We start from the raw sequence: 24,507 nt of genomic DNA on the forward strand, positions 1-24,507 counted from the left end.
CAATGATTGCCGCTTTTTGTGTACTTTAAAATGTTTCGGTTGGAATAGCGTTGAGTTTTGATTGCCAATCAATGGTTGGATATTTACGCGTTAACGCAGTGGTTAAGACGCGCTTTGCTAAATTGCCATTGCGGGTAAAAATAGGACCGTGGAAGTAGGAACCGTAAACGTTACGGTAAATTACACCTTCTGTTTGATCCATACCATTATTACCATTTCCAGAAACGATAGTACCTAAGGCACGTTCACTTTTACCTAGAAATGTGCGGCCCTGGTGGTTTTCAAACCCATGATATTCTTCACCAGTTTCGTTATTTTTAATCACAATGTTGCCAGTCAAACGTTCATTGTTGCGCACAGTTAACTTAGGATCGTGCATATTGGTTGTGTAGTGATCCATGACACCAATACCGTCGACCTTTGTACCGTCAGCCATCATCATATAGTGACCCAACAATTGAAAACCACCACAAACCGCTAATAACGGTCCGTCATTTTCAATATATTGTTTCACGTGAATTGCCTTGTCTTGTAAATCATGGGCAACGATTGTTTCTTCGTAATCTTGCCCACCACCGAAAAGAACAAAATCATATTTGTCAGCGTCAAAATCATCGCCTAATGATACTAATTGATAGTCAACATCTACATCAATTTGTTTGGCGTAATAGGTTAACGCGATAATGTTGCCATAATCGCCATAAGTGTTCATTAAGTCGCCATAAAGATGGGCTACGGCAATCGTATAATCAGCCATTAGAATCCTCCTTTAATATAACCAGCGCTACGCAATTGTTCGCGTAATTGTAACATTGCAGTATAAGTTGCTGCAATGTAAACCTTTTGTGTGGGTAGCGACTTGATGGCATCAACAACTTTTGTCAAATCCTCGTAGACACTTTGGTCAGCAAATCCAGCCATTTTGAGACGAACCTGCATGTCTCGGTAACGCTCACCACCAGTAGCAATAGCTTGTAAATGTGATGCATGCAATTTTTCAAACTCTGCATCCCAAATCCAACTTGTGTCAATGCCATCGGCATAGTTTGCGTTAAGTAGCGCCAATAATGAAAAATCATCGTTTTCAGTCAGCATCATATCAATCACTGAGTTAGTGCCAACTGGATTTTTGATTAGGACAATGGTGACGTCCTTGCCGTCAACATTAATGGCTTCTTGGCGACCAAAAATTTGTGCATTGGATTCAAAAGCTGCTTTGATGTCTCTGGCTGGCACTTCAAATTCTCGACCAACGGCAAATGCAGCCAGCGCATTATAGATATTGTACAAACCACCAATTTCAATTCGTAAAGGGGTATTGTCAATACTAAATTCAGAATATTTTGGCGTCAATTTGGTGACGTCAGTGACTTGATAGCGTAAGTTAGGTCGTGCAAATTGATCGGTTACGCTGAAATATTTGCCTAAATTAGCATAAGTGATGAAATCGTAATGTAGCACTGAATCATCGGTTGGTGACAGAATGCCGTCAGTGTTAGTGGGTGCTTTACCTGGTTGGTAATCCTCAGGAGACACGTGGTTAAATCCGAAGTAAAGACGCTCATTTGGAAAATCACCACGCGTGAAAATGGGTGAATCACCGTTGGACAAGACCACTGCTTGTGGGGCGTTTCGGATACCTGCAACAATTTTGTCGTAGGTCGTATAAATTTCACCATAGCGGTCCATTTGATCGCGGAAAATATTGGTCAATACAAACATTCTTGGTTTGATGGCGCTAGAGACCTTCTCGACATTGGCTTCATCAACTTCTAGCACCGCGATTGGTTTCTTGCCATTGTTTGATGTCACACGACTTGTTACCAGTGTGCCCGTGATGCCTTGAATCATGTTAGAACCAGATGGATTAGTAATCACTTGATGACCGCCAGCCTCTAGGACACGAGTGATGAGTGCTGTGGTCAAGGTTTTTCCATTGGTGCCAGTTACAATCACCAAATCAAAGTCTTGTTGAATACTTTTTAAAATATCTGGGTCGATTGCCACGGCGAGCTTGCCGGGCAAACTTGTACCCCCGCGATGCAAAACATCATGTAACAGCCAATATGCTGATTTTGCTGTCGCTTTGGCTAATGAATTTTTAAGTGTCATAATATCCCCACTTTCATAAATATCATTTTAACATATCCCAAGCGGTGATGACGTGGTTTGTGAAAGGGGTAAGCGTCATTGGACACAACTTATTCACAAACTGTTTGATCTTTCTTCACACCCCCCCCCGAATTTTTAGCATATTCACACTGTAAAATGGCATTAAGGTCTGAAACTAAGGAGAAGCGCTGTGAAGGTGAGACAATTATTTTTGATAACAGTACTGATTATGAACAGTTTACTACCATTGATGTCTGTACAGGCAGACGCTATCGAAAAGCCACAGGCTAGTGCGAGTAGTAGTGCTGAAAAAACGATTGAGGATGTTAAAACGGTCACACAAGAACCTCAAACGAGTTCATCAGTAACTATTGCGTCGGAAAATAAGACAGAATTAAAAGCGTCAGAAAACCAGGCAATCACTTCTGAAACCACACCGCTGCAAAAAGCGGCAGGTATCGTAGAAGTAACCGACTCTGAAAGCTTTGTAGCGGCTTGGAACGATCCTGATACACAAAAGATTATTGTGACAAACAATTTCGATTACACACAAAGCGCAGTGACTCAGCCACGTCAAACTGATATTGAGATTACGAGCGATTCAACTTATCCGACTAACAAGACCATTACATTTGTTAATAACACAGTTTATGGCTTACAAGTTGATGGCACAGGTAGTGTTAGTCCTAATATTAGTATTCACGATATTAATTTTAAATCGACTAGTGGTGATAATAGTTTGCCAACTATCCAAAGATTATCCGATGTTAAGAACAGTATTCTGTACCGTAACACCTCAGAAAGTAACAGTAATACGGCTGGCACATTAACTTTGTCTAATGTGACCTGTGAGTTAGACAATAACAGCGCCCAACTTTCTGGAAATGCCATGTCAGCTTTTGTGGTGCCGGGCATGCAGATTACGCTGCAAAACCATTTAGTCATGTCCACTCGTGGCACGCAACTCGTTGGTTTAAGTATTCATGCTGAAGATACTGTTCGCTATAAAGGGGTTCACGATAATTTAGATTTATATTCAGGTAATACTCATAGTTTTTCTTTCCTGGCAGCGACTTGGAGCACTTATGCGAACTTAGCACACATTGGCACGCCCAGCAATGAGTATTTCTATAATACTAATGCTTCTGCTGGTGATATTGATATTGACTCAGGGGCAAAAGTTTATTTATCTCGATTAAATGATAGTTGTGGTGACGCCAATCTGTTGGCGGCTCAAACAGGTGTAATTGCCGGTGAGTACACTTCAGTCACAATCAAAGGACAGCTTGTAATGTCTGCTAAAGATGCTGCTTTTGTCTTTAAGTCGAGTCGTGGCCCAAATGCGCCAGAAAAAACTGTTGAAATTAATGTAAACTCTGGTGGCGTCCTTGCAATTCAAGGGACAAAAACTTCGGCACCATCAACTGGGCAGAGGTCAGCATTAGGCGTTATTCAAGCGTTTGGGGATAAACAATTAGGGCGAATCAACATTAGAAAAAATGCAACTTTTTATCTGAAAACAGCTACGGGTTATGGGCAAACTTTTGTTTCTTATGCCCAAACGCGTAATTGTCGTGGGATTGAATTAAATATTGATTCCCCGAGATATGTTTTGATAGCAGATGCAGGGACGAGTTCTAGCACAGGTACTTGGGCCGGATATTGCCGTAGTGGTTCTAGTGGCGCGTTTAATGCCAATTTCAAAGCCGATATTACTGATTCTAATGTGAGTTTTTATCAGAATATTTCCAGTTTCAACAGTGGCAGTTATTTGACGAATAACCCACCTGCTGATTCTAGTAATTGGGGTAACATCGATATCAAGCAAATCTCACAGCGTAACGACGGTACAACGAAAAATGGTTACTACCAATTAACTGGGGCAACAGAAGCTGTTGAACAAGATTTAATGGTCAGAGGACAACAACATGTCCTTGAAATTACATCACATAAAATGAACTTTTTGGACTATGCATCAATAACTGACGCTGATACTGCAGCTAAACGAGCGGCAATACCTAACGCCACCGATCAGGCTAATGCTATCAGTGATGCTGATCACTTTATTCGTGGTCAAATATCAGCGACATCAAAATTAGTCCCCGTATTTACCACGCCAGATAGCGAGTGCAGTGGGATGGCTAGTTTCACAACTGAAAATGAAAACGATGGCATTACAGTAACATGGCAGTCACCCGGTTCACCTGGGGTAGTTGATGATACGGTGACAACTGATAGTAATGGTATCTTTGTATTTGAAAGCCAGAAAAGCATGGATGATTCTGTTCCTGAGGGGGTAGCAACAAGTCACGTTAAGTATCAAATAGGTAATAATACTATCAGTGTGAGCGCTGGCGGTCAGACATATGAAACTAATGTGCGTAAAACGCCAACTTATGCACCCCCAGTATATGATTTGGCTTCAATGGTTATTGTCGGCATGTCAAACATTACCTTTAAAACAGCGATTGCTGCTGACGAGATAATACTCAATGCCGAAGACAGTGCTGAACAGTATGTACCATTGGTAACACTGACTAAAGCAGCTAACTCCGAAAATGGTGAAGGAAAAAATTGGACGTTTGATATGGCGGCGTACAATAATGACTATCCTGACAAACCAATTACGGCTAATATGGGAATTGAATTTTGGGTTAAAGCACAGCGTGACGGCGAATCAATTGAATCAACACGTATTACTCATGTTTATCATGATTATACGGCTGAGGCAGTAACATATCGCAATATTGCCCCAGATGCCGCAATGCCATTTATCAGTGACACAATTGAAATGATGCGTTTTAATCCGTTAAAACGTGGTAAAAATGGTATGTTTAACGTGGAACCCCTTGATTTAAGTCGAAATTATGGTTATTTAACCGTAGATGATGGCTCGGTACATCACAACAAGCCATGGCAAATGACTGCTCGCTTAGAGTCTACGGGTGTTTTTGCAGATACAGGGTTACAACTACAATATGTTGATGAACAAGAAAACACCTCAACTTTATCAAGTGCTGGGGACAGTTTGATAGTTGCAACCGCTCCTCAAGGAAATAATGGGGTATCCAGCGTGCGTTTGGACACGTTGTGGAATCAAACAGCAAATGGGCACGGATGGTATTTGACGCTGAATAGTTGGCGCACTGATTATTCGCCGGCTAAGTTCAATTACGATGATGACGATGGACCGGTGCTTTTATGGCAACTCGGTGACGTACCGGACATTGATTAAGGTGATGGGTAGAATATTCTGAAATTAGTCGATAATTCCTCGCAAAATGATCACATTTTTAAAGTATCCTAAAACACACGGCGTCATGACCAAAGTGTATGGGTCAAAATTTTAGTAAGTGGGGGAGGATGTATGCAATAAAATAATTATAAATGTGCATAGCATTGCGCTGTTAACGGCTAAATGACTAGTGAAAGAAAACAAGTAGTGTGATAGGAGAAAACATGATTAAGGCTAAAATTTTAATGACGTGTTTAGTGGCTATAATTTTGTCCCCGATAACTGTTTCTGCTGACAACTATGGTTCGATTTCAAACGGTTTTACATTTGACGTTGAAGACAACAACACGTTGCACACAACAAATACTAATCCAGATTGGGGTGATATGGGCGCTGCAATCAACGATTCTGAAATAAACTTAGTTGGTGGAGGAGGTTTTGGTATCTCTCATTTGCCAGTTTACAATTTTGGTGAAATTAGTGCTACTGATCTGCGAAACGAAAACATTGCTACTGATGTGGGCGGATCGTACCACGTCAAGCCAATGGTCAATGCCAATCAAATTGCCACAAGCACAGGATACCAAACCAAGTATCTACGTCCATTTGTGCAATTGGTTGATCAACGTGCAGGAAAAGTGGCTGACTCACAACTAAATGTTTCAATTAGAATGTCACAACCGTTTACAGGTAGTTATACAGGTGATGACAACGAGATATCTTTTGATATTCAACCTGATATTTTACTGAAAGCAGATGCAGGATTTGACTACACAATTTCGGGTAATATGGTGGTTGCTGGAGATACTGGTCATGCAACACAATTCAAGTCAAGTTGGCATGGTGATTTGGGCGCCGGTCCTGCAACAACATTAAATGATAGTGTTACAACCATGGCTAGTGGTATGTCGGCAGCTAGTTTTGGCACGATTACCTATGAGTATGGCTCACTAAAAGGGCAAACTAATAATCCAGACAGTGATAACTGGGGAACGGCAGGCAATATTGTTGGTAGTTCATTGTTTTCACAAGGGGATCGTGTTAATAGCGGCTTTTACTTAGAAATTCCGAAAAACATTACGCTCAAAGCAAAATCATATCAGGCTGAATATACGTGGACGATGGGAGACACACCAACAGGCGCTTGAAGCGGTAGTGACCTATAAATCACGAATGCGAGAAAAGAGATGAATCCATTTAAATTTTTAATGGCGGCACCAGATGCCGCCCAAAAAGTATCACAAGAAAAAATTGCAACCACCTATAAGTGGCGCCAAGCAGGCGTACTATTTTCGGCTGTGGTGGGCTATATAGGCTACTATATTATTCGCTTGATTTTTACCACTGAGCAAAATGATATTATGAAAGCGTATCATTTTACGACCGCAGATATTGGTTTAGTATTAGCCTGTTTCGGTGTAGGATACGGGATTTCCAAGTTGTTTATGGGTGCGTTGAGTGACAAATCTAATCCACGTTATTATTTAGCAGCAGGATTAATGGGCTCAGCAATTTTGAATTTATTCCTCGGTTCAACTCGAAATCTTTATGTCATGATGTTTCTGATGATTTTGATTTCTGTGACACAGGGGATGGGGGCACCTGCTGCACAAAAACTCATTCAATTATGGTGGGGTAAAAAATGGCGTGGGACTGTTTATGCGGTTTGGTCTTCCGCTCATAATGCGGGCGCCTTTGCTTGTGTGGCAATTGTTGAGTTTTCGATTTTGATGTTTTCACACTCAATAGCTGCTATCTTTTACACAGCATCAGCCGTTTCTGCTATTATTGCGATTTTGATTGCGATTTTAGGCGCCGATCGGCCAGCAACCGTCGGACTGCCGTCGATTGCTGAATATACAGGTGAAGTGACTGTCCTACAAGATGGTGAGACAGTTGAAGGCGACACCACGCAACATTCAATTTGGTTTGTTTTCCGACACTATATTTTAAATAATAAAATTGTTTGGGCAATTACATTGACGTCAATGTCACTTTATTTAGTGCGTTATGGTGTCATGTCTTGGATACCAAGCTACTTACATCAATTTAAAGGTTTTGATGCTTCGTGGGCAAAATGGTTAGTTGGTATTTTTGAATTAGCAGCCGTACCAGGTGTAATTATTTTAGGTGCAGTGTCGGATTTCTTGAAAGGCAAACGTGCATTAGTATGTATCGTCTCAGTTTTGGCGCTGATTGGTTGCTTGACGGTCTATTTCACCGCAACTAATCATGCGGTGATTGTCGTTGTATTGATTTTGATGAGTACTTTAATTTATGCTCCGCTGACTTTGGTTGGTTTAATGGTTAACGAAGCAGTTCCAAAGTTTGCTGTTGGGTCATCAACAGGATTTATGGGATTTTTCCAATATTTAGTTGGTGAAGTGGCGGCAACGGCACTAATTGGTATTTTAGTGGCTCATTTTGGATGGACGGCTAGTAATACAGTGCTTTACTCGGCGGCAGGTTTGGCATTTATATTATTAATACTAATCATGATTTGGCAAAAGCAAGCGTTGAACAAAGCAAGGCGCGAGAAGTAGTATGCAAAGGATTCTGAATAATGACTATTCAGAATCCTTTTTGCTTGAGATAATTTTAAACAATTATTATCAGGGTAATAGTGAGTAAATTCACGATTACATTAGCTTGACCTTTTGTTTACATTAACCAAATATTTGTTTAGTAACATTGATAATAGAGGTAAATCAAACGAACAGAAAATTTATCTCTTAAAAATAATTACTACGCTGCAACGTCCATGAGAAGGGAATCACAAATGATTAACAGCAAGCGCAAAAATATTTTACTTACTTCTGTCCTTTGTTTTAATGTATTGGCAACAGCGATCACACCAACTGCGGTTATGGCTGATACAGTGACAAATAATAATTTAAAAGCAACGAAGTCGGTAGTGTCAGCCGGTAATGCTGATCATGCTTTATTGTCGATTGTTTCGGGAAATGATGTCAACCGTCCGATTAATTTACGAACGCTGTTTCCTGATGACAGATTGCGATCGGCAGTTGTTGAAGCTGTTGAGAAGTTGGGCTACAAAGTGACGACATCTAGCAATAATGTCACATGGGATCAGCTACTAGCTATTCATGAACTCGAAATTCACAATACTGATTTGAAAAACTTGGACGGTATCGAATGGTTAGTTAACTTGGAAAGTTTGGATGTATCAGACTCAGGTTTGTCCGGCACACTAGTACTCAAAAATTTATCAGCATTAAAAAACATTGATATTAGTCGTACAAAAGTAATGAAACTTGATACTATTAGTGAGTTGAATGTGCATGCTGATGGTTTACAATTGGATGATCAAGTTAGTTTGAATCACCAAAAGTTAACTTATGAAGCTAAGGCTTTTTTGGAAAATGGTTTGAGTTTGAGCGAACTAACAGTGGCTCAAGATAGTAAACAAGACTGGTCACTCGAAAATGGCGAATTTGTCAGTCAGAATCAGAATGTGGATCAGAGTAAAGGCATTGACATTTTAGCTCATCAGGAAAATGGTGTTGTATTGCCCATTCATGTTTGTTTCACAAACGCTGTGTCACCCAGCCAATTGACTGAACCAGCACCTGTGCCCAAAACAGATCCGGAAATGACGATCAGTCATTTTAAAATTGGTGGACAGGCTGAACAAAATGATTCAAAAAATCTCACACTATTTGATGATACAAAAGACGTATCATTCGATTTGAAGTTATCCGATGGTGTTAAACATGATTACGTCTTCTTGAACAAAATAGGGACACAAAATGTTGTGCCTAAACTTGTGCTAGGCGGTACGCTTTTTGGTGCTAATCAAGAAGTCACAATTGATGACAATGACAATAGTTTGTTGCACGTGAAGCTGACGGGTTTTGATTCACAGATTGGTGATGATTTTTCAATTGCTGTTGCAGAAAATAACAGTCGCTTCAATCAGAATTTTGTAATTGCTGGAAAAACGCAACAAATTAAATTGCAGCTTGACGCCAATGGTGTCAAGTCCGACTTCAAAGATGGTGAGGCACCTGAAGAAAAGCCGCATTACACAGCTAATATCACTGTTAAATCTGGTCTTTTAGTAAATGATTTGAATGCCGGAGACATTAGCTTTGGTGGCGTTTTCAGCGATGCAAAAATTGAAAAGCTGACAACCGACATCACTCATAATCAAATTGTTGTACAGTTTAGCCATCCAGCTGTACGCTATATGGATCAAAGTCGAAATGGTCAAATTACGATTAAAAACGGTTTAGGTTATGCTGATAAACAAAATCGGAATGTTACGCGTCCAATTACCGTTAATGTGACAGACCCGTACCGACCAAAACTGCAATATGACAACTCAACTGCTAATACACCAAATATTAATGGCACCTTTATTGCCCAAACGGTCACAAATTCGGTCATCAAAGCCGTCTGTGATACTTTAAAAGAGTATGGTAAAGGTGCATGGTTGAAGGCTAATCCGTTGTTGACGGGTATGTCAAGCATACTGTTTTCAATATTTGGGGATGATAAAGATCCGGTTATAGACAAGCTCAATGAAATGGACAAAAAGCTTGATGACATTAAAGCAGGGATTGATCGTCTCAGCACTGCAATCATGGATGGCAACAAGAAAGCAGAACTAGCAAGTAGTATTAATCAGGTTGAACTTCAAGTGCGAAAATTGTTAGAACCGGGTATTTCGGCGCGTATCAATAATGCCGGTCATGCTATTAATAGATTGAAAAAATATGAGGGTGATGTGACGAATATAAATGATTCTCAGACGATTGATGATTATTTCCAGCAACTCTATTCAACAGGACGCAATGGTAAGAATACGCATTATGAAGATTTACGATCATTGCAAGATTTTATGTATGATGCCACAGGTATGAATGTATTGACAACAACAAATTCGATTATGAATAAATTTGCAGAATATCAGTCGTATGAAAAGGATTTTAGCACGCAAGCTGCTGCTGACAGAAAGCAATTTGATACAGCGTTGAGTAATGCTTATGAACCCGCCTATATTACAATTATGGCGGCCATTCAGTACGATAGAAATAAAATTGAACAAGAAGATGCTGCCGCTGATAAGTGGGCGGACCAATTAGCTGACGAAGCCAAAAAAGACCCTACTCAAAAAGCTAAGATAGAAACTATTGTGGCAAATATTAAAGACCAGATTCAAAAAGACACAGCGGATAACATTAAACAAGATAATAAATACTTAGATATGAGTGACAAGCCCAATGAGAATAGCATGGTAAAACAAGATGATACATTTGTTAAAAATATTGAAGCAGATGTGAATAATATCAAAAAAATTGACGATGATTTGAAAAATGGTAAAATTTATAGTTATCGTTTGAAAAAAGATTTAAACAAAACATTGGGGAACGATAGTGATTTACATTTTTATAAATTGAGTGGTAAACGAATTCCTGATGGTGACTGCAAAATTACTTGGCAGGGGAAAACTCGGACAATCAATGATATTTGTAATGGTTCGATGCCCTCATTGGGTGATTTTAATAAGCGCGTTAGCACTGAAGATATCAAAACGCTAGTCAGCAATCAAAATGCACGTGCCAACTGTGATCCAGTTGGGGCGAATTTGGTCAAAGATTTGAAGTCAGCAGGTTTTGTGGTACCTAGTCAGGTGCAACAGTATGATAATATTTGGAATGGAACACTTGATGATTCTGACTATGACAAATGGGGACCTTTGTTTGATACAGGTCATTTGAAAGCAAAAGTTGGTGTCATTAAAGAAGATTCGCCAAAAGAGGTGTTGCACCAAGTGATTGATTACAACATTGGTTCATTTAATAATATTACGTCATGCAGTTTTGAAGAATGGCAAATGAACTTTTTGCAATATGCTAATTAACTACAGTCATTGCATTAAATCATGGGAAACTTAGTTGTTTATCATGATTTTTTTGTTACTTACTGATTTGGTGTAATTTGGTATAATTGAAATAGTTTGATTTGAGAAGAGGTAGTGATTTGGCACAATTATTTTTTGAATACGGCGCAATGAGCTCGGGCAAGTCAATTGAAATTTTAAAAGTGGCGCACAATTATGAATCGCAGGGACGCAAGGTGCTGTTAATGACACCAAGTGTCGATACGCGTGATGGTGTTGGCAAAATTGCTAGTCGTATTGGTATGTCGCGCGACGCCATGGCCGTACACGAAACAGAAAATTTGTATGAAGTGATTAAAGCGGCTAAAGATGATAAGTTAGCTGCAGTATTGGTAGATGAAGCACAATTTTTGCAGCCAGAACAAGTCGACCAATTGGCCTATGCCGTGGACACGCTACACATACCGGTCATGGCCTTTGGACTGAAACAAGACGCGTTCAATCAGTTGTTTGCCGGTTCCAAGCGCTTGATCGAAATGGCTGACAAATTAGAAGAAATGAAAACGATTTGTTCTTTCTGTGGTAAAAAAGCAACGACACAACTGCGAATTGTTGATGGCAAACCGCAACGTGAAGGGGCGCAAGTGTTTATCGGTGGTGATGAAGCGTATATTCCAACTTGTCGTTTTCACTGGTATCACCCCGATCAAGACAAAATTGACCAACTACTATCGCATTGATTTGATGAGAACTAATTGTTCTCGTACATAATAACGGAGGAAAATATGAATCCAATCTTTCAACAATTACAAACCGTCGTTGATCGTTACGACGAATTAAATGAACAACTCGCTGATCCCGAAGTGATGAATGATGGCCAGCACTACATGGCACTCTCAAAAGAAGCGGGTAGTATCCGTGAAACAGTTGAGGTCTATCATCGTTATCAGCAAGTTATCCAAGATATTCAAGATGCGCAGGATTTGTTAGATGATCCTGAAATGGCGCCATTAGCCAAAGAAGATTTGAATAGTCTCAAGCCTGAACAAGAAGAACTAGAAGATAAACTCAAGGTTTTGATGCTGCCTAAAGATCCCAATGATGACAAAAATATTATCATGGAAATTCGTGGTGCTGCTGGTGGTGACGAATCATCTTTGTTTGCAGCCGATTTGTTAGATATGTACCGTCGCTATGCTGAACGGCAAAATTGGTCATTGAGTATTATTGATGAGTCCACAACTGAAGTTGGTGGTTACAAGGAAGTTGCGGTGATGATTACTGGTGACAGTGTCTACTCGAAGTTAAAGTTTGAAAGCGGTGCGCATCGTGTGCAACGTGTCCCTGCAACAGAAACACAAGGACGCGTCCATACCTCAACAGCAACGGTTGGTGTGATGCCAGAATTTGAAGATATTGATTTTGAGCTTAATGAAGCCGATTTGGAAGAAGAGTTCTTTCGTTCAGGTGGTGCCGGTGGTCAAAACGTCAATAAAGTTTCAACAGCAGTGCGCTTAATCCATAAACCTACGGGTATTATGGTTAAAATGCAAGAAGAACGCACACAAATTAAAAACCGTGATAAAGCGCGAAAGCTATTAGCGAGTCGTGTCTATGATTTTTACGCGCAACAAAATGAAGCAGAATATGCCGAAAAACGTAAATCTGCAGTGGGAACGGGAGATCGCTCTGAACGGATTCGGACTTATAATTATCCGCAAAATCGTGTTACCGATCACCGCATTGGTCTCACGTTGAACAAGCTTGACCGAATCATGAATGGTGATTTGGGTGAAGTTATTGACGCCCTTGTCATTGCTGATCAGACAGCAAAACTGGCGGAATTAAACAAATGACAGATAAGCATTTTGATACACCACCACAATTTGGTTCATCCAAGCCACAAGCCAACAATCAATCGGGCAAGCTAAATGCACCAAAATGGTTTGAATGGGATGACATTAAAAAGCCAACTGACTTAAGTCATGTCAAAATTTCATTAATTGAGGCCAAAAAGTGGGCGTTAATTGAATTGCGTCAAGCTGGTATGTCTGAGCAAGATGCAAAAGATAATCTGGACTTTTTGCTAAGTGGTGCGCTTAATATTAACTATGGCATGTTGCGCGCTAACATGAGTCGGCAAATGCCAGCAGCACTAGCAACCATTTGGCCCAAGTGGGTCTCTGAACTGGTAAAGAATAGGCCGCCACAATACATTTTGGGTCATGCCCCTTTCTTTGGTCGTGAGTTTTTAGTGGATGAACGGGTGTTGATTCCCAGACCGGAAACCGAGGAGTTAGTAGATTGGATTTTAAAAGACGCTGGATCAGGCGTTCAACCGGTCTCTGTGTTAGACATTGGTACTGGTAGTGGTGCTATTATTGAAACATTAATGTTAGAAAATCAGCGTGTGCGTGGCTTTGCAACAGACATTTCTGATGAGGCACTAACTGTTGCACAAGCTAATGCCCAACGCTTTGAATTGTCATTCTTACACTTTGCCAAAAGTGATGTGTACAGTCAGTTAGATGGTCTGGTATTTGACATTATTGTTAGTAATCCGCCTTATATTGCGACTCAAGATAAGCACGAGATGGATGCGAGTGTGTTGAAATTTGAACCGCATAACGCGTTATTTGCGGAACATGATGGTTTGGATATATATGAACGAATCGCTGCTGGTTTAGATGAACATTTAACAGCACACGGACGCGCGTATTTCGAAATCGGTTATCAACAAGGACCGGCGGTAGTTGATATGATGCAAGCGGCGTTACCCAACGCCAAAATAACATTGCGGCAAGACTTTGCGGGACTTGATCGCATGATTCGAGTGGAGAAATGAAAACAACAATTTTTAAAACAGATGAACAATCATTAGCTGCAGCAAGTGCATTATTACAACAAGGTGAGGTTGTCGCATTTCCAACAGAGACGGTCTATGGTTTGGGTGCTGATGCAACAAACGAGGCAGCAGTGCAAAAGGTATTTACGGCAAAGGGACGTCCAAGTGATAACCCGTTGATTATGACTGTTGCTGATGAATCGCAATTAGATGAGTTTGTGGTGATTTCTGAAGCCGCAAAGACTTTGATGGCGGCATTTTGGCCGGGTTCTCTGACCATTATTTTACCTATCAAGCCAGGACGTGTTGAGATGATCGTCACTGGTGGTTTGCAAACAGTGGCCTTTCGACTACCAGATAATGAAGCCGCGCGTCAATTAATCCGCGTGGCTGGTGTACCAATTGTCGGACCAAGCGCTAATATTTCTGGCAAGCCATCACCTACAACGGCGCAACACGTATGGCATGATATGCAGGGCAAAATTGCAGGCATTGTGGATGATGGTCCGACAACTGTGGGTGTTGAATCGACAGTAATTGATATGTCAGCAACGATACCAACAATTCTTCGTCCCGGTGCGGTGACACAACAACAGTTAGAAGCGGTATTAGGTGTCAGGGTTGTTGACGCAACCAGTACGAAATCAGTTGCTAGTGATGTCACACCAAAAGCACCAGGTATGAAATATCGTCACTATGCGCCAGACAAAAATGTGGTGATGTTTGACCGATTAGATGCACTGACATTAAAAGAAGTGTTGCAAAAAAATGATGTTGTGATGGCACAAGATGCAACGATTGCAGCAATGGCAATTCCCCAAGAAAAAACGTGGTCACTTGGCGAGTCATTAGAAACAGCCACAGAACAACTATTTGCTGGTTTACGTTATTATGACGATGAAGCCACAGTTGCTACCATCTATGTTGAAAAAATGCCACCAATTGGCATTGGTAAGGCATTTAACAATCGGCTGGGTAAAGCGGCAGGAAATCAAGAGTTTAACATCTAAAATAAACAGAGCGCCTAAGGACGCTCTGTTTTTATTTGCGCTAATATTTCCGACACGGTTTTTGAAGGGTGATTGACGAAGTTGGTCAATTGACCATGAGTATCATAAAAAGGATGTTTAATATTATTCATTTGTGTTTGGTGGACTAGTAGTAGCGAACGAATGTTGGGATAGTTTATCGTTTGTAACGCACGATAAAATTCGTATGCTTCTGACTGCGTATTTTGATAGTCTGTGTAAAGATTGGCATAAAGTAATGTGGCTTTTAGGGTGATCTGAACTTCGGCATTACTATCATTTTGGAACAATTCTTGGCAGTGTTTCATGACCTGTTCTAAAAGCGTTTTTGAAAAATGTCTAAGTAAAATATTTTGGATCGTGTTGAAATAATGAGTGGCATGTTGCGTGATGATTTTGCTATCAAGTGCGTGAAATTTGAGGTATTGACGATCAACTGCCCAAAATAGTTTGGCAAATTCATTCTCATTTTCAATTGTCATGAAATAATTATCGGCGAGCTGTAATTCAAATAATGTCCAGCCATCCACGTCGGTTTCTCTCATAAAAGTGATGAGTTCAGTTAACGGTTCTAAAGAATACAAATTTTGATTGTTACCAGTGCCATAAAAAAGTAAATAGGCGCGCATCGCAATAAAACGAATATTGCGTGATCGATCATGTCGATATTTTTCAGACAATGGTAATAGGGCGGAGATGTTTCTCTCATTGTATAAATCATTCACGAGTTGCGTCAATTCATTTTCGTCATCAAAATCGTAATGATTAGCGATGAAAAGAAATTCTGATATATCAACGTTGAGATTCTTTAAGAGGGCGATGAATTGATCGACACGTATGTGGTGACGGTTATGTTCAAACTCACTATAAAACGATCTTGACATCACACCAGCATAAATTTCAGGTTGTGTAATACCTTTAGCAAGACGAATTTGTCTAATTGTTTGACCAAAGTTAATTGTCATCACACTATTTCTCTCTAAATTAAAATATGTCGCCAATTGGCGACGTTTGTTTTATTGTAACACGATAATAAAAAGATGATAATCGTTTTATAAATTTTATAGTGAGGGCATGATCATGTGGCAAATTATTAAAAAATTCAAGCGATTAAACATATTACTTTTACTAGGTCTTTTGATTCAACCTTTAGCGCAAACACTCGCCTCGGTGACGATTTCACAATCGATTAACGCATTGGCAGGCCACCACGTAGCAACTTATCTGTTTTATGTGATTTTAAACCTTATTGCATGGGTTGTTTTGCTTTATTGTGGCTATTATTTTGTGCCAAAATTTGAGGAGAAAGTGGTCCAAATTCAAAGCAATGATATTCGAAATCAGGTGATGAATCGACTATCACAAACTGATTTTCATCAGTTTCATCAAAAATCATCAGATGTATACGTCTCATATTTTACAAATGATATTAATCGGATTCAACAAGAGGGTATGTCAGCACTTTATAGCACTATTAATGCAACGGCACTCGCTATTTTTTCGGGTTTGGCTTTGATTTATTTTGACTGGCGCTTGTTAGTTTATGCCATAGTGTTTGGGGCGTTTTTAACGTGGTTGCCAAGGCTTTTTGCTAAAAGAATGCAAAACGTAACACAAAAACAAAGCGCTGCAAATGAGACTTATACCGGCAGACTCGCGGACATTTTAGCGGGATTTGATACCTTTAAACAATTCAATCGCAGTTCGTTAATGGTAGATAAAATGCAATCGACTCAAGATAAAGTGATGGCACAAAACATTGCTTATACGAAACAGCGTGGCGCTATGCAAGCCAATATTTCAATGGTTAATGTTTTAACGCAAGTTGGCATGAGTCTGTTGAGCGCAATTTTATTTTTTAATCATGACATAAGAATTGGGGCGCTATTTTCGGTTGGTACTTTGTCGGGACTGTTATTTAGTTCTGCCGCAACAGCTGCTGCGAGCTACGCCCAAATTGCCGGAACGCAAGCAATTTTTCAAAAATATCAGTCGATCATTGCAGCGCCAAATCAAGGGCATAGTATCAAAACAATTAAAAAAATTACGTTGCAAGATGTCGTTGTGCGATTTAAAAATGATGACACAATTCATTTTCCAACGTTAACATTCTTAGCCAATCAAAAATATATGATTGTCGGACCAAGTGGCAGTGGTAAATCAACACTACTCAGAGTAATTGCTGGTCAATTAGTGCCGGAACATGGTCACGTTTTGTATAATGACCGACCTGAAGAACTCATTGACAACCAATCCTTACGTCAAGGCATTGCCTTTGTCACACAAACGCCTTATTTATTTTCTGGTACATTGCAAGAAAACATCACTCTGGATCGCAACATTCCTGAAGCACAGTTAAGGCAAGCAATTAAACAGTCTGGTCTATCAGAATTTGTATCTGAAAAAGGATTAGACTGTCAAATTAAAAGTGGTGCAGAAAATTTATCAGGTGGTCAAAAACAACGGATTGCGTTAGCACGGGGATTGGCACTGAATTGTCAGGTCATTTTACTGGATGAGGTAAGCTCAGCTATTGATCAACAGGCTGCTGTCGCCATTGAGCGTGATATTTTATCAATGTCAAATAAAACAGTGCTGATGATCACACATCAGCAACATCCTGCTGTTTTACCACTAATTGATAAGGTGGTTTCGATTTCCTAATAAAGCGCTGAGATGACAGATATATTTTCAATTTACAGAAAATAAATTGTGAACAAAATGTAAACGTTTACATTTAAAACGTTGTTAGATAGGCGTTTTCAGCGTTATGGCTTGATACAACGGCGATTTGTGCTTTTTTTTACTTGATATTTTGTAAGCGCTTTGATAAACTATATTCAGAAGCTGATTAACAGCTAAAAAGGAGAAATTAATCATGGCACAATCAAAAGATTTTCATATCGTAGCAGAAACTGGTATTCACGCACGTCCAGCAACTTTGTTGGTTCAAGCAGCTTCAAAGTTTGCTTCTGATGTTACTTTGTCATATCAAGGTAAGGATGTTAACTTGAAGTCAATCATGGGTGTGATGTCATTGGGTGTTGGCCAAGGTGCTGATGTTACAATCAAAACTGAAGGTGATGATGAAGAAGCTGCTATGGCAGCTATCGTAGAAGCAATGGGCACAGAAGGACTCGCAGAATAACAATGACTAAGAACTTCAAAGGAATCGCGGCAAGTAATGGTGTGGCAATTGCCAAAGCCTACTTGTTAGTTGATCCTGATTTGTCTTTTGACAAAAAAACAATTAATGATGTGACGGCTGAACAAGCACGTGTCGACGATGCTTTGAAGGCTTCTAGTGAAGATGTAACTTTAATTAAATCAAAAGCTGAAAAAAACCTTGGTGCGTCTGAAGCACAAGTTTTTGAAGCGCATTTGATGGTGTTAGCTGACCCTGAAATGTCTGGCGCAATTAAGCAAAAGATTGCTGATGAAAAGGTTAACGCTGAAACTGCTGTCAAAGAAGTAACAGATATGTATATTAGCATGTTTGAAGCGATGACAGACAATGAGTACATGCAAGAACGCGCAGCAGATATTCGCGATGTGACGAAGCGAATTATGTCGCATTTGTTGCATGTTTCACTACCTAATCCTGCGTTGATTGACGAAGAAGTGGTGTTGGTCTCGAAGGACTTGACACCGTCTGACACAGCGCAACTAGATCGCCAATTTGTTAAAGGTATTTTGACTGATTTGGGTGGCCGTACAGCGCATGCCTCAATCATGGCACGTACATTGGAAATTCCTGCTGTTGTTGGTTCTGATGTAGCCACAAAGGAAATTGCTGCAGGTGATTTGGTCATTGTTGATGGTTTGACTGGGGATGTGATTGCCGATCCTGACGACGATACATTAGCAACGTATCAAAAAAAGGCTGATGACTATCTCGCACAACGCGCTGAGTGGGCAAAGCTTAAAGATGAACAATCTGTCTCCGCGGACGGTAAAGAGTTTGTCGTTGGTGCCAATATTGGTTCACCAAAGGATATGGCTGCAGTCTTGGATAATGGTTCTGAAGGAATTGGGCTTTATCGTACAGAATTTCTTTATATGGAATCAGACCATTTGCCAACTGAAGATGAACAGTTTGAAGCCTATAAAGCTGTTGTTGAAAAGATGGGTGACAAGCCGGTTACTGTTAGAACAATGGATATTGGTGGTGACAAGCATTTGAGCTATTGGCAATTGCCAGAAGAAGAAAATCCTTTCTTAGGCTACCGTGCCATCCGAATTTCATTGGATCAAACTGAAATATTTAGAACACAATTACGTGCGTTACTAAGAGCGTCAGCATTTGGTAATCTGTGGATTATGTTCCCAATGATTGCGACACTTGGTGAATTCCGTGCCGCCAAGAAAATCTACGTTGAAGAACGAACTAAGCTTGAAGAATCCGGTGTTAAAGTTGGTGACATTAAGCTTGGCATCATGATTGAAATTCCGGCAGCTGCCATGTTGGCGGATAAATTTGCTAAAGAAGTTGACTTTTTCTCAATTGGTACCAATGATTTGATTGGTTATACAATGGCTGCTGATCGTGGTAATGATCGGGTTGCCTACCTTTACCAACCTTATAATCCATCAATTTTGCGTTTGATTAATAACGTTATTGCTGCGGCACACAACGAAGGCAAGTTTGTTGCGATGTGTGGCGAGATGGCTGGCGATCCAATCGCTGTTCCTGTTTTGATGGGTATGGGCTTAGATGAATTTTCAATGAGCGCCCCATCAGTTTTGCAAACACGTTCATTGATGAAAAAATTAGATACAACAAAAATGGCTGAATTGGCTCAGCAAGCATTAGATGCTGAAACCAACGACGAAGTGATTGCACTCGTTAAAGAAGTCACACAATAATGTATTGAACGGCTGCCTTATGGCAGCTTTTTTGTGATAAAATTAAACCTATGAAGATTTTAGCATTTGATACAAGTAACCAACCACTGACAGTGAGTTTGGCAGAAGACGAACAAATTAAACAGATTTTTACGACCAATATAGCGCGAAATCACTCGATTCAGTTGTTGCCGGCTATTAAGTCTGCTTTGGCAAGTCAAAAATGGCAGCTACAAGAGATTGATCGGATTGTTGTGGCACAGGGACCGGGCTCATTTACTGGATTACGAATTGGTGTTACCGTGGCGAAAGTTTTAGCGGATACATTAAATACCGAATTAGTTGGTGTTTCCAGTCTTGCTGTTTTGGCATCACAAATTTCTTTTAATGGTCTTGTTGTGCCATTATTTGATGCACGTAATCAAAATGTTTTTGCTGGTGTTTATCAAGAAGAAAAGTCAATTTTTCCAGAGTCTCATCAACCTATTAGTAACCTATTTGCTTTTTTGCAGACGCAACCAAGTAATATTTTATTCATGGGTGATACGACACCGTTCCTTGACCAAATTCACGACCAATTTGGTGATCGTGCGTCAGTATTGACGCCTGAAGATAGTTTACCTGAGGGCGAGAGCATTATCAAATTAGGTATTGCCACAACGCCAACCTCTCATATTGCTGATTTCAATCCTAATTATTTACGGAAAACGCAAGCCGAATTGAATTGGCTTGCAGCCCATCCCGGTGAGGACAAGCCAGAAAATTATGTTTTTGAAGTTTAAACGACAACAGCATTTACCGTTTAATTTACCAAAATTTGAGGCACGACAGGTCGAAATTGGTGGGGTATCTTTTGCTTTGCGTCGTGCAACACTAAAAGATATCGATACTTTAATCAAGATAGAAGAAGCGGTGTATGAGGGCGTTGCACCGTGGTTATTGCGTGATTTTATGAGTGAATTATCGCGACCACATGTCCGTTTATATTTAGTCGTTGAACGTCGCGGACAAGTAATCGCTTTTGCCGGCGCAGCGTATCGCTCAGACATTGGTGATATGCATATTACTAATATTGCTGTGGTTCCAATTTGGCAGAAACACGGTATTGGTACGATGTTACTTGAATCAATTCACGAATTTGCACACAACATGCACATGTCGACAATGACATTAGAAGCGCGTCGTTCTAACACCAATGCGCAGACTTTATATCGTAAATTGGGTTATGAACAAACAGAAATTAAGAAGGGCTATTATCTTGGTGACCACGAAGATGCGGTCTCAATGACACTAAATTTTGATAATCAGACGGGCAACAATTGAAGATCTTGATGACATTTGGCAATTAGCAAATGAGTCTTTTGCGCCGTCTCCTTGGCCAAAAGAAGTATTTGAGCATGAACTTGGTAGTCCACGTTCTATTTATTTTGTGACGACAGGTGGCTTTCTTGGCGCGACGCAAATCTTAGATGAGGTTGAAGTTGGTAGTTTAGGTGTTTCGCCTAAATTTCAACATCAAGGCATTGGACAAGCCTTACTGATGGCGGTCTTTGCTTTGCCTAAAACGAAGCGCGTACTTTTAGAAGTAGCTAGCACTAATACAGCAGCACAGGCACTGTATCACAAAGTTGGTTTTCAACCTTATTATCGACGAGAAAAATATTACAAAAATGGTGATGATGCCATTATGATGGAGCGAAAAATTGACTAAAATAATTGCATTTGAATCGAGTGCTGATGAAACCAGTGTAGCAGTAGTTGAAGACGGACATATTGTGTTGAGTAATAGTGTTGCGACGCAAATCAATTCCCACCAACGCTTTGGCGGTATTGTACCTGAAGTAGCGAGTCGTCATCATATTGAGTGGATCACCAGAGTGCTTGATGATGCCTTGGCGCAAGCTCAGGTTAAACCATCTGATTTAGATGCGGTTGCAGTGACTTATGGCCCCGGTCTTGTTGGGTCGCTGCTGGTTGGATTGATGGGGGCCAAAACGTTTGCCTTGGCGCACGACTTGCCAATCATACCCGTTAATCATCTAGCAGGACACATTTCTGCTGCCAATTTTAATCAACCAATCGTATATCCAGCTATGGCCCTGATGGTTTCTGGTGGTCATACTGAATTAGTTTTAATGACATCTGAGAATAAGTTTGAAGTATTAGGTGAAACAAGAGATGATGCCGCTGGTGAAAGCTTTGACAAAGTCGGAAGGCTATTAAAACTACCTTATCCAGCCGGTAAAACCATTGATGAAATGGCACACCGAGGTAAAGCAACCATTAAATTTCCAACGGCTATGGCCCACGAAGATAACTATGATTTTAGTTTTTCAGGATTAAAGAGTGCCGTTATTAATTACGTGCATCATGCCGAACAAAAACAAGAAACGATTAATCAAGATGACTTAGCCACCAGCTTTCAAAATGCTGTTGTGGATGCGTTGATCGGTCGCACGGAGCGCGCATTACGTCATTATCCAGTTAAAAGCTTTGTTTTGGCTGGTGGTGTTGCCGCTAATTCACAATTGCGCGAGTCACTAACGACACTTTTAAATGACTTCAATGATACAATATTTATTCCAGTCCCACTGACATATACCGGCGATAATGCTGCGATGATTGGTGCTGCTGGTTACTGGAATTATAAACAAAATATCTTTGCGGATTTGGATCTTAACACGGATCCAGGATTAGATTTTGAATTGTTACAATCGTGACATCATTGTGAATATTTCACTATCTTTTCGCAAAAGCCTTAAATATATGGTACAATTACTATGCAAAAGTTCACAAGTGAAATTACTGGAGATATATTATGACGCAACAACCAAAAATACCACGCGCAACCGCTAAGCGGTTACCAATTTATTTTCGTTATCTAACTTTCTTACATGATGCTGGTACAGATCGTATTTCATCATCAGAATTAAGTGATGCCATTAAGTTCGATGCTGCGACAATTCGTCGTGATTTTTCTTATTTTGGTGCACTAGGTAAAAGAGGTTATGGCTATGAAGTTAAAGCGTTACTAGATTTCTTTGCCAACGTTTTGGACCAAGATAGTTTGATTAACGTCGCGTTGATTGGTGCTGGAAATTTGGGACAAGCCTTACTTAACTTTAACTTCCATCAGTCTTCAAATATGCGCATTTCTGCTGCCTTTGATGCTGATGAAAAGCGAACAGGCACTATTTTAGCCGGTGTTCCAATTTATAAAATGAGTGAATTGAAGGAACAAATTAGTGCACAGCGCATTAACATTGCGATTTTAACTGTGCCACAAGGTGTTGCTCAAGATATTACAGATCAATTAGTGAGTGCCGGCGTTAAAGGTATTTTGAATTTTACGCCTTTACGTGTCACAGTCCCTGCCAACGTTCGTGTTCAAAACGTTGACTTAACCAACGAATTGCAAACGTTGGTTTACTTCATTGAAAATTACGGTTCAATTACGACAGGATTATAAGTTAAATGACAATTTTAAATTTAGATGATCAAGAAAAAGTCTCAGCATATCAAAAGTTTGTGCGTGAAAATCCAAGAGGACAAGTCACACAAGATCCACTATGGGGTGAATTGAAAGCAAACTGGAACCACGTTTATGTTTATCATGAAACTGATGGACAAATTGATGCAGTTATGTCAGTACTAACAGTTGAGGCCGTCCCTGGTAAAGTTTTAGCTTATGCTGGCCGTGGACCGGTTGCCGATATTGAAGATGTTGATTTAATTAAGGATTTGATTAAGGAAGCTTTAGCAGCCTTACCAGATAATGTCTTCTTGTTGAGAATGGACCCTGAGGTACAGTATTCTGACGAGTTGAATCAAAAATATCTTGATGCAGGTTTCCAGACACGTAATACGCAGGTTACACACATGCATGGCAATATTCAACCACGCAAGAATGTCGTCTTATACTACGATGGTCGCGGTGAAGGTGCTATGCCAATTACAAATGAAGATGAATTGATGTTGCACTTCAAGCCTAAACTTCGTAATGATATCAGACGTGCATTTCGCGATGGTGTGACAATTACATTTGGCGATAGTGAAGATGATATTCGAGCACTATTTGATACCTATGTGGCAATGGCGAAAAACCATGGTATTACCCACAGACCACTAGATTACTTCCTTCGTATGCAAAAATTATGGGCAGGGACAGGATTATTCCGAGTCTATTTGGCTCATTTTGAAGGACAAGTGATTGCTGGTGGTTTAGGCTTTGCTTATGGTGATGAAATTTGGTACATGTATGCCGGTTCTTATCGCGAATTTGGCAAACATAACGCACCCGCTGCCATTCAATATGAGATGCTTAAATGGGGACTGTCGCTTGGCAAAGTCGAATATGATTTTGGTGGCATTGGTGAATTTGATGTTTCTGATGGGCTTTATAAGTTCAAACATGAATTTGCTTATCATGATCCTAATGCTGAATATATCGGTGAACTTGATTGGGTCGTTGACGAAGAAGGTTATAAAGATTACCTCAAACAATTTGATTGATTATAAAAATTAGCGCCGGCAGGCGCTTTTTTGGTATAATAATAAAGTTTTAAGCAAACAGCAT

General features: G+C 40.1%; 20 protein-coding genes. 17 read left to right on the forward strand and 3 right to left on the reverse strand.

The genetic code is table 11. The features are described from left to right. Positions 1 to 25 precede the first annotated feature (25 nt). Both IAE53_RS04955 and IAE53_RS04960 read right to left on the reverse strand, forming a co-directional pair. A complete protein-coding gene (locus tag IAE53_RS04955) occupies positions 26 to 757 on the reverse strand; it encodes a type 1 glutamine amidotransferase (protein ID WP_200136216.1) in 732 nt (243 codons plus the stop codon). Beyond that, on the reverse strand, positions 757 to 2,112 hold the full coding sequence (locus IAE53_RS04960) for a Mur ligase family protein (protein ID WP_148424326.1): 1,356 nt from the start codon (positions 2,110 to 2,112) through the stop codon (positions 757 to 759). The genes IAE53_RS04955 and IAE53_RS04960 overlap by 1 nt, the downstream gene beginning before the upstream one ends. Before the next feature lie 190 nt (positions 2,113 to 2,302). On the opposite strand from IAE53_RS04960, the gene IAE53_RS04965 reads away from it, so the two are divergent. From IAE53_RS04965 to IAE53_RS05000, 8 genes are all read left to right on the forward strand, one after another. Next, a complete protein-coding gene (locus IAE53_RS04965) occupies positions 2,303 to 5,347 on the forward strand; it encodes a pectate lyase-like adhesive domain-containing protein (protein WP_200136217.1) in 3,045 nt (1,014 codons plus the stop codon). Positions 5,348 to 5,571: 224 nt separating this feature from the next. Continuing rightward, positions 5,572 to 6,495 carry a WxL domain-containing protein gene (locus tag IAE53_RS04970; protein WP_148424328.1) on the forward strand — a complete coding sequence of 308 codons (924 nt, stop codon included), beginning with the start codon at positions 5,572 to 5,574 and terminating at the stop codon, positions 6,493 to 6,495. 39 nt (positions 6,496 to 6,534) lie between these two features. Next, positions 6,535 to 7,890, forward strand: a complete 1,356-nt coding sequence (locus tag IAE53_RS04975; protein WP_200136218.1) for an MFS transporter — start codon at positions 6,535 to 6,537, stop codon at positions 7,888 to 7,890. A 236-nt stretch (positions 7,891 to 8,126) separates the two neighbouring features. Next, entirely contained in the window at positions 8,127 to 11,234 is a 3,108-nt protein-coding gene (locus tag IAE53_RS04980) for a hypothetical protein (RefSeq protein ID WP_200136219.1), read from the forward strand. Between the two features lie 119 nt (positions 11,235 to 11,353). Next, positions 11,354 to 11,953: a thymidine kinase gene (locus IAE53_RS04985; protein ID WP_010278100.1), complete on the forward strand. Its 600-nt coding sequence runs from the start codon at positions 11,354 to 11,356 to the stop codon at positions 11,951 to 11,953. Positions 11,954 to 11,998: 45 nt separating this feature from the next. Beyond that, positions 11,999 to 13,069, forward strand: coding sequence for a peptide chain release factor 1 (gene prfA, locus IAE53_RS04990; protein WP_148424332.1), 1,071 nt, complete (start codon positions 11,999 to 12,001; stop codon positions 13,067 to 13,069). After that, entirely contained in the window at positions 13,066 to 14,058 is a 993-nt protein-coding gene (gene prmC, locus IAE53_RS04995; protein ID WP_200136220.1) for a peptide chain release factor N(5)-glutamine methyltransferase, read from the forward strand. Before prfA ends, prmC begins: the two co-directional genes overlap by 4 nt. Then, on the forward strand, positions 14,055 to 15,068 hold the full coding sequence (locus IAE53_RS05000) for an L-threonylcarbamoyladenylate synthase (RefSeq protein WP_200136221.1): 1,014 nt from the start codon (positions 14,055 to 14,057) through the stop codon (positions 15,066 to 15,068). The genes prmC and IAE53_RS05000 overlap by 4 nt, the downstream gene beginning before the upstream one ends. Positions 15,069 to 15,082: 14 nt before the next feature. Here the strand turns inward: IAE53_RS05000 and IAE53_RS05005 are convergent, their stop codons facing one another. Continuing rightward, the gene (locus IAE53_RS05005; protein ID WP_200136222.1) at positions 15,083 to 16,051 is read right to left on the reverse strand and encodes a helix-turn-helix domain-containing protein; all 969 of its coding nucleotides are present in this window, start codon (positions 16,049 to 16,051) and stop codon (positions 15,083 to 15,085) included. 115 nt (positions 16,052 to 16,166) lie between these two features. Here IAE53_RS05005 and IAE53_RS05010 point away from each other — a divergent pair, with 115 nt between their 5' ends. From IAE53_RS05010 to IAE53_RS05050, 9 genes are all read left to right on the forward strand, one after another. After that, the gene (locus IAE53_RS05010; RefSeq protein WP_200136223.1) at positions 16,167 to 17,750 is read left to right on the forward strand and encodes an ABC transporter ATP-binding protein; all 1,584 of its coding nucleotides are present in this window, start codon (positions 16,167 to 16,169) and stop codon (positions 17,748 to 17,750) included. A 214-nt stretch (positions 17,751 to 17,964) separates the two neighbouring features. Next, positions 17,965 to 18,234, forward strand: a complete 270-nt coding sequence (locus IAE53_RS05015) for a phosphocarrier protein HPr (protein WP_004914567.1) — start codon at positions 17,965 to 17,967, stop codon at positions 18,232 to 18,234. A 2-nt stretch (positions 18,235 to 18,236) separates the two neighbouring features. After that, entirely contained in the window at positions 18,237 to 19,952 is a 1,716-nt protein-coding gene (gene ptsP, locus IAE53_RS05020) for a phosphoenolpyruvate--protein phosphotransferase (protein ID WP_200136224.1), read from the forward strand. A 50-nt stretch (positions 19,953 to 20,002) separates the two neighbouring features. Further along, a complete protein-coding gene (gene tsaB / locus IAE53_RS05025; protein WP_200136225.1) occupies positions 20,003 to 20,713 on the forward strand; it encodes a tRNA (adenosine(37)-N6)-threonylcarbamoyltransferase complex dimerization subunit type 1 TsaB in 711 nt (236 codons plus the stop codon). Continuing rightward, positions 20,697 to 21,254 carry a ribosomal protein S18-alanine N-acetyltransferase gene (rimI, locus tag IAE53_RS05030; RefSeq protein WP_148424387.1) on the forward strand — a complete coding sequence of 186 codons (558 nt, stop codon included), beginning with the start codon at positions 20,697 to 20,699 and terminating at the stop codon, positions 21,252 to 21,254. The genes tsaB and rimI (IAE53_RS05030) overlap by 17 nt, the downstream gene beginning before the upstream one ends. Beyond that, positions 21,229 to 21,642, forward strand: a complete 414-nt coding sequence (rimI, locus tag IAE53_RS05035; protein WP_010278085.1) for a ribosomal protein S18-alanine N-acetyltransferase — start codon at positions 21,229 to 21,231, stop codon at positions 21,640 to 21,642. Before rimI (IAE53_RS05030) ends, rimI (IAE53_RS05035) begins: the two co-directional genes overlap by 26 nt. Further along, on the forward strand, positions 21,635 to 22,651 hold the full coding sequence (gene tsaD, locus IAE53_RS05040; protein WP_010278083.1) for a tRNA (adenosine(37)-N6)-threonylcarbamoyltransferase complex transferase subunit TsaD: 1,017 nt from the start codon (positions 21,635 to 21,637) through the stop codon (positions 22,649 to 22,651). Before rimI (IAE53_RS05035) ends, tsaD begins: the two co-directional genes overlap by 8 nt. A 98-nt stretch (positions 22,652 to 22,749) precedes the next feature. After that, on the forward strand, positions 22,750 to 23,400 hold the full coding sequence (locus tag IAE53_RS05045) for a redox-sensing transcriptional repressor Rex (RefSeq protein ID WP_004914549.1): 651 nt from the start codon (positions 22,750 to 22,752) through the stop codon (positions 23,398 to 23,400). Between the two features lie 5 nt (positions 23,401 to 23,405). Beyond that, positions 23,406 to 24,443, forward strand: coding sequence for a peptidoglycan bridge formation glycyltransferase FemA/FemB family protein (locus tag IAE53_RS05050; protein ID WP_200136226.1), 1,038 nt, complete (start codon positions 23,406 to 23,408; stop codon positions 24,441 to 24,443). Positions 24,444 to 24,507: the final 64 nt, after the last annotated feature.

This window comes from Leuconostoc sp. S50 (assembly GCF_016624925.1).
Lineage (GTDB): Bacteria > Bacillota > Bacilli > Lactobacillales > Lactobacillaceae > Leuconostoc > Leuconostoc pseudomesenteroides.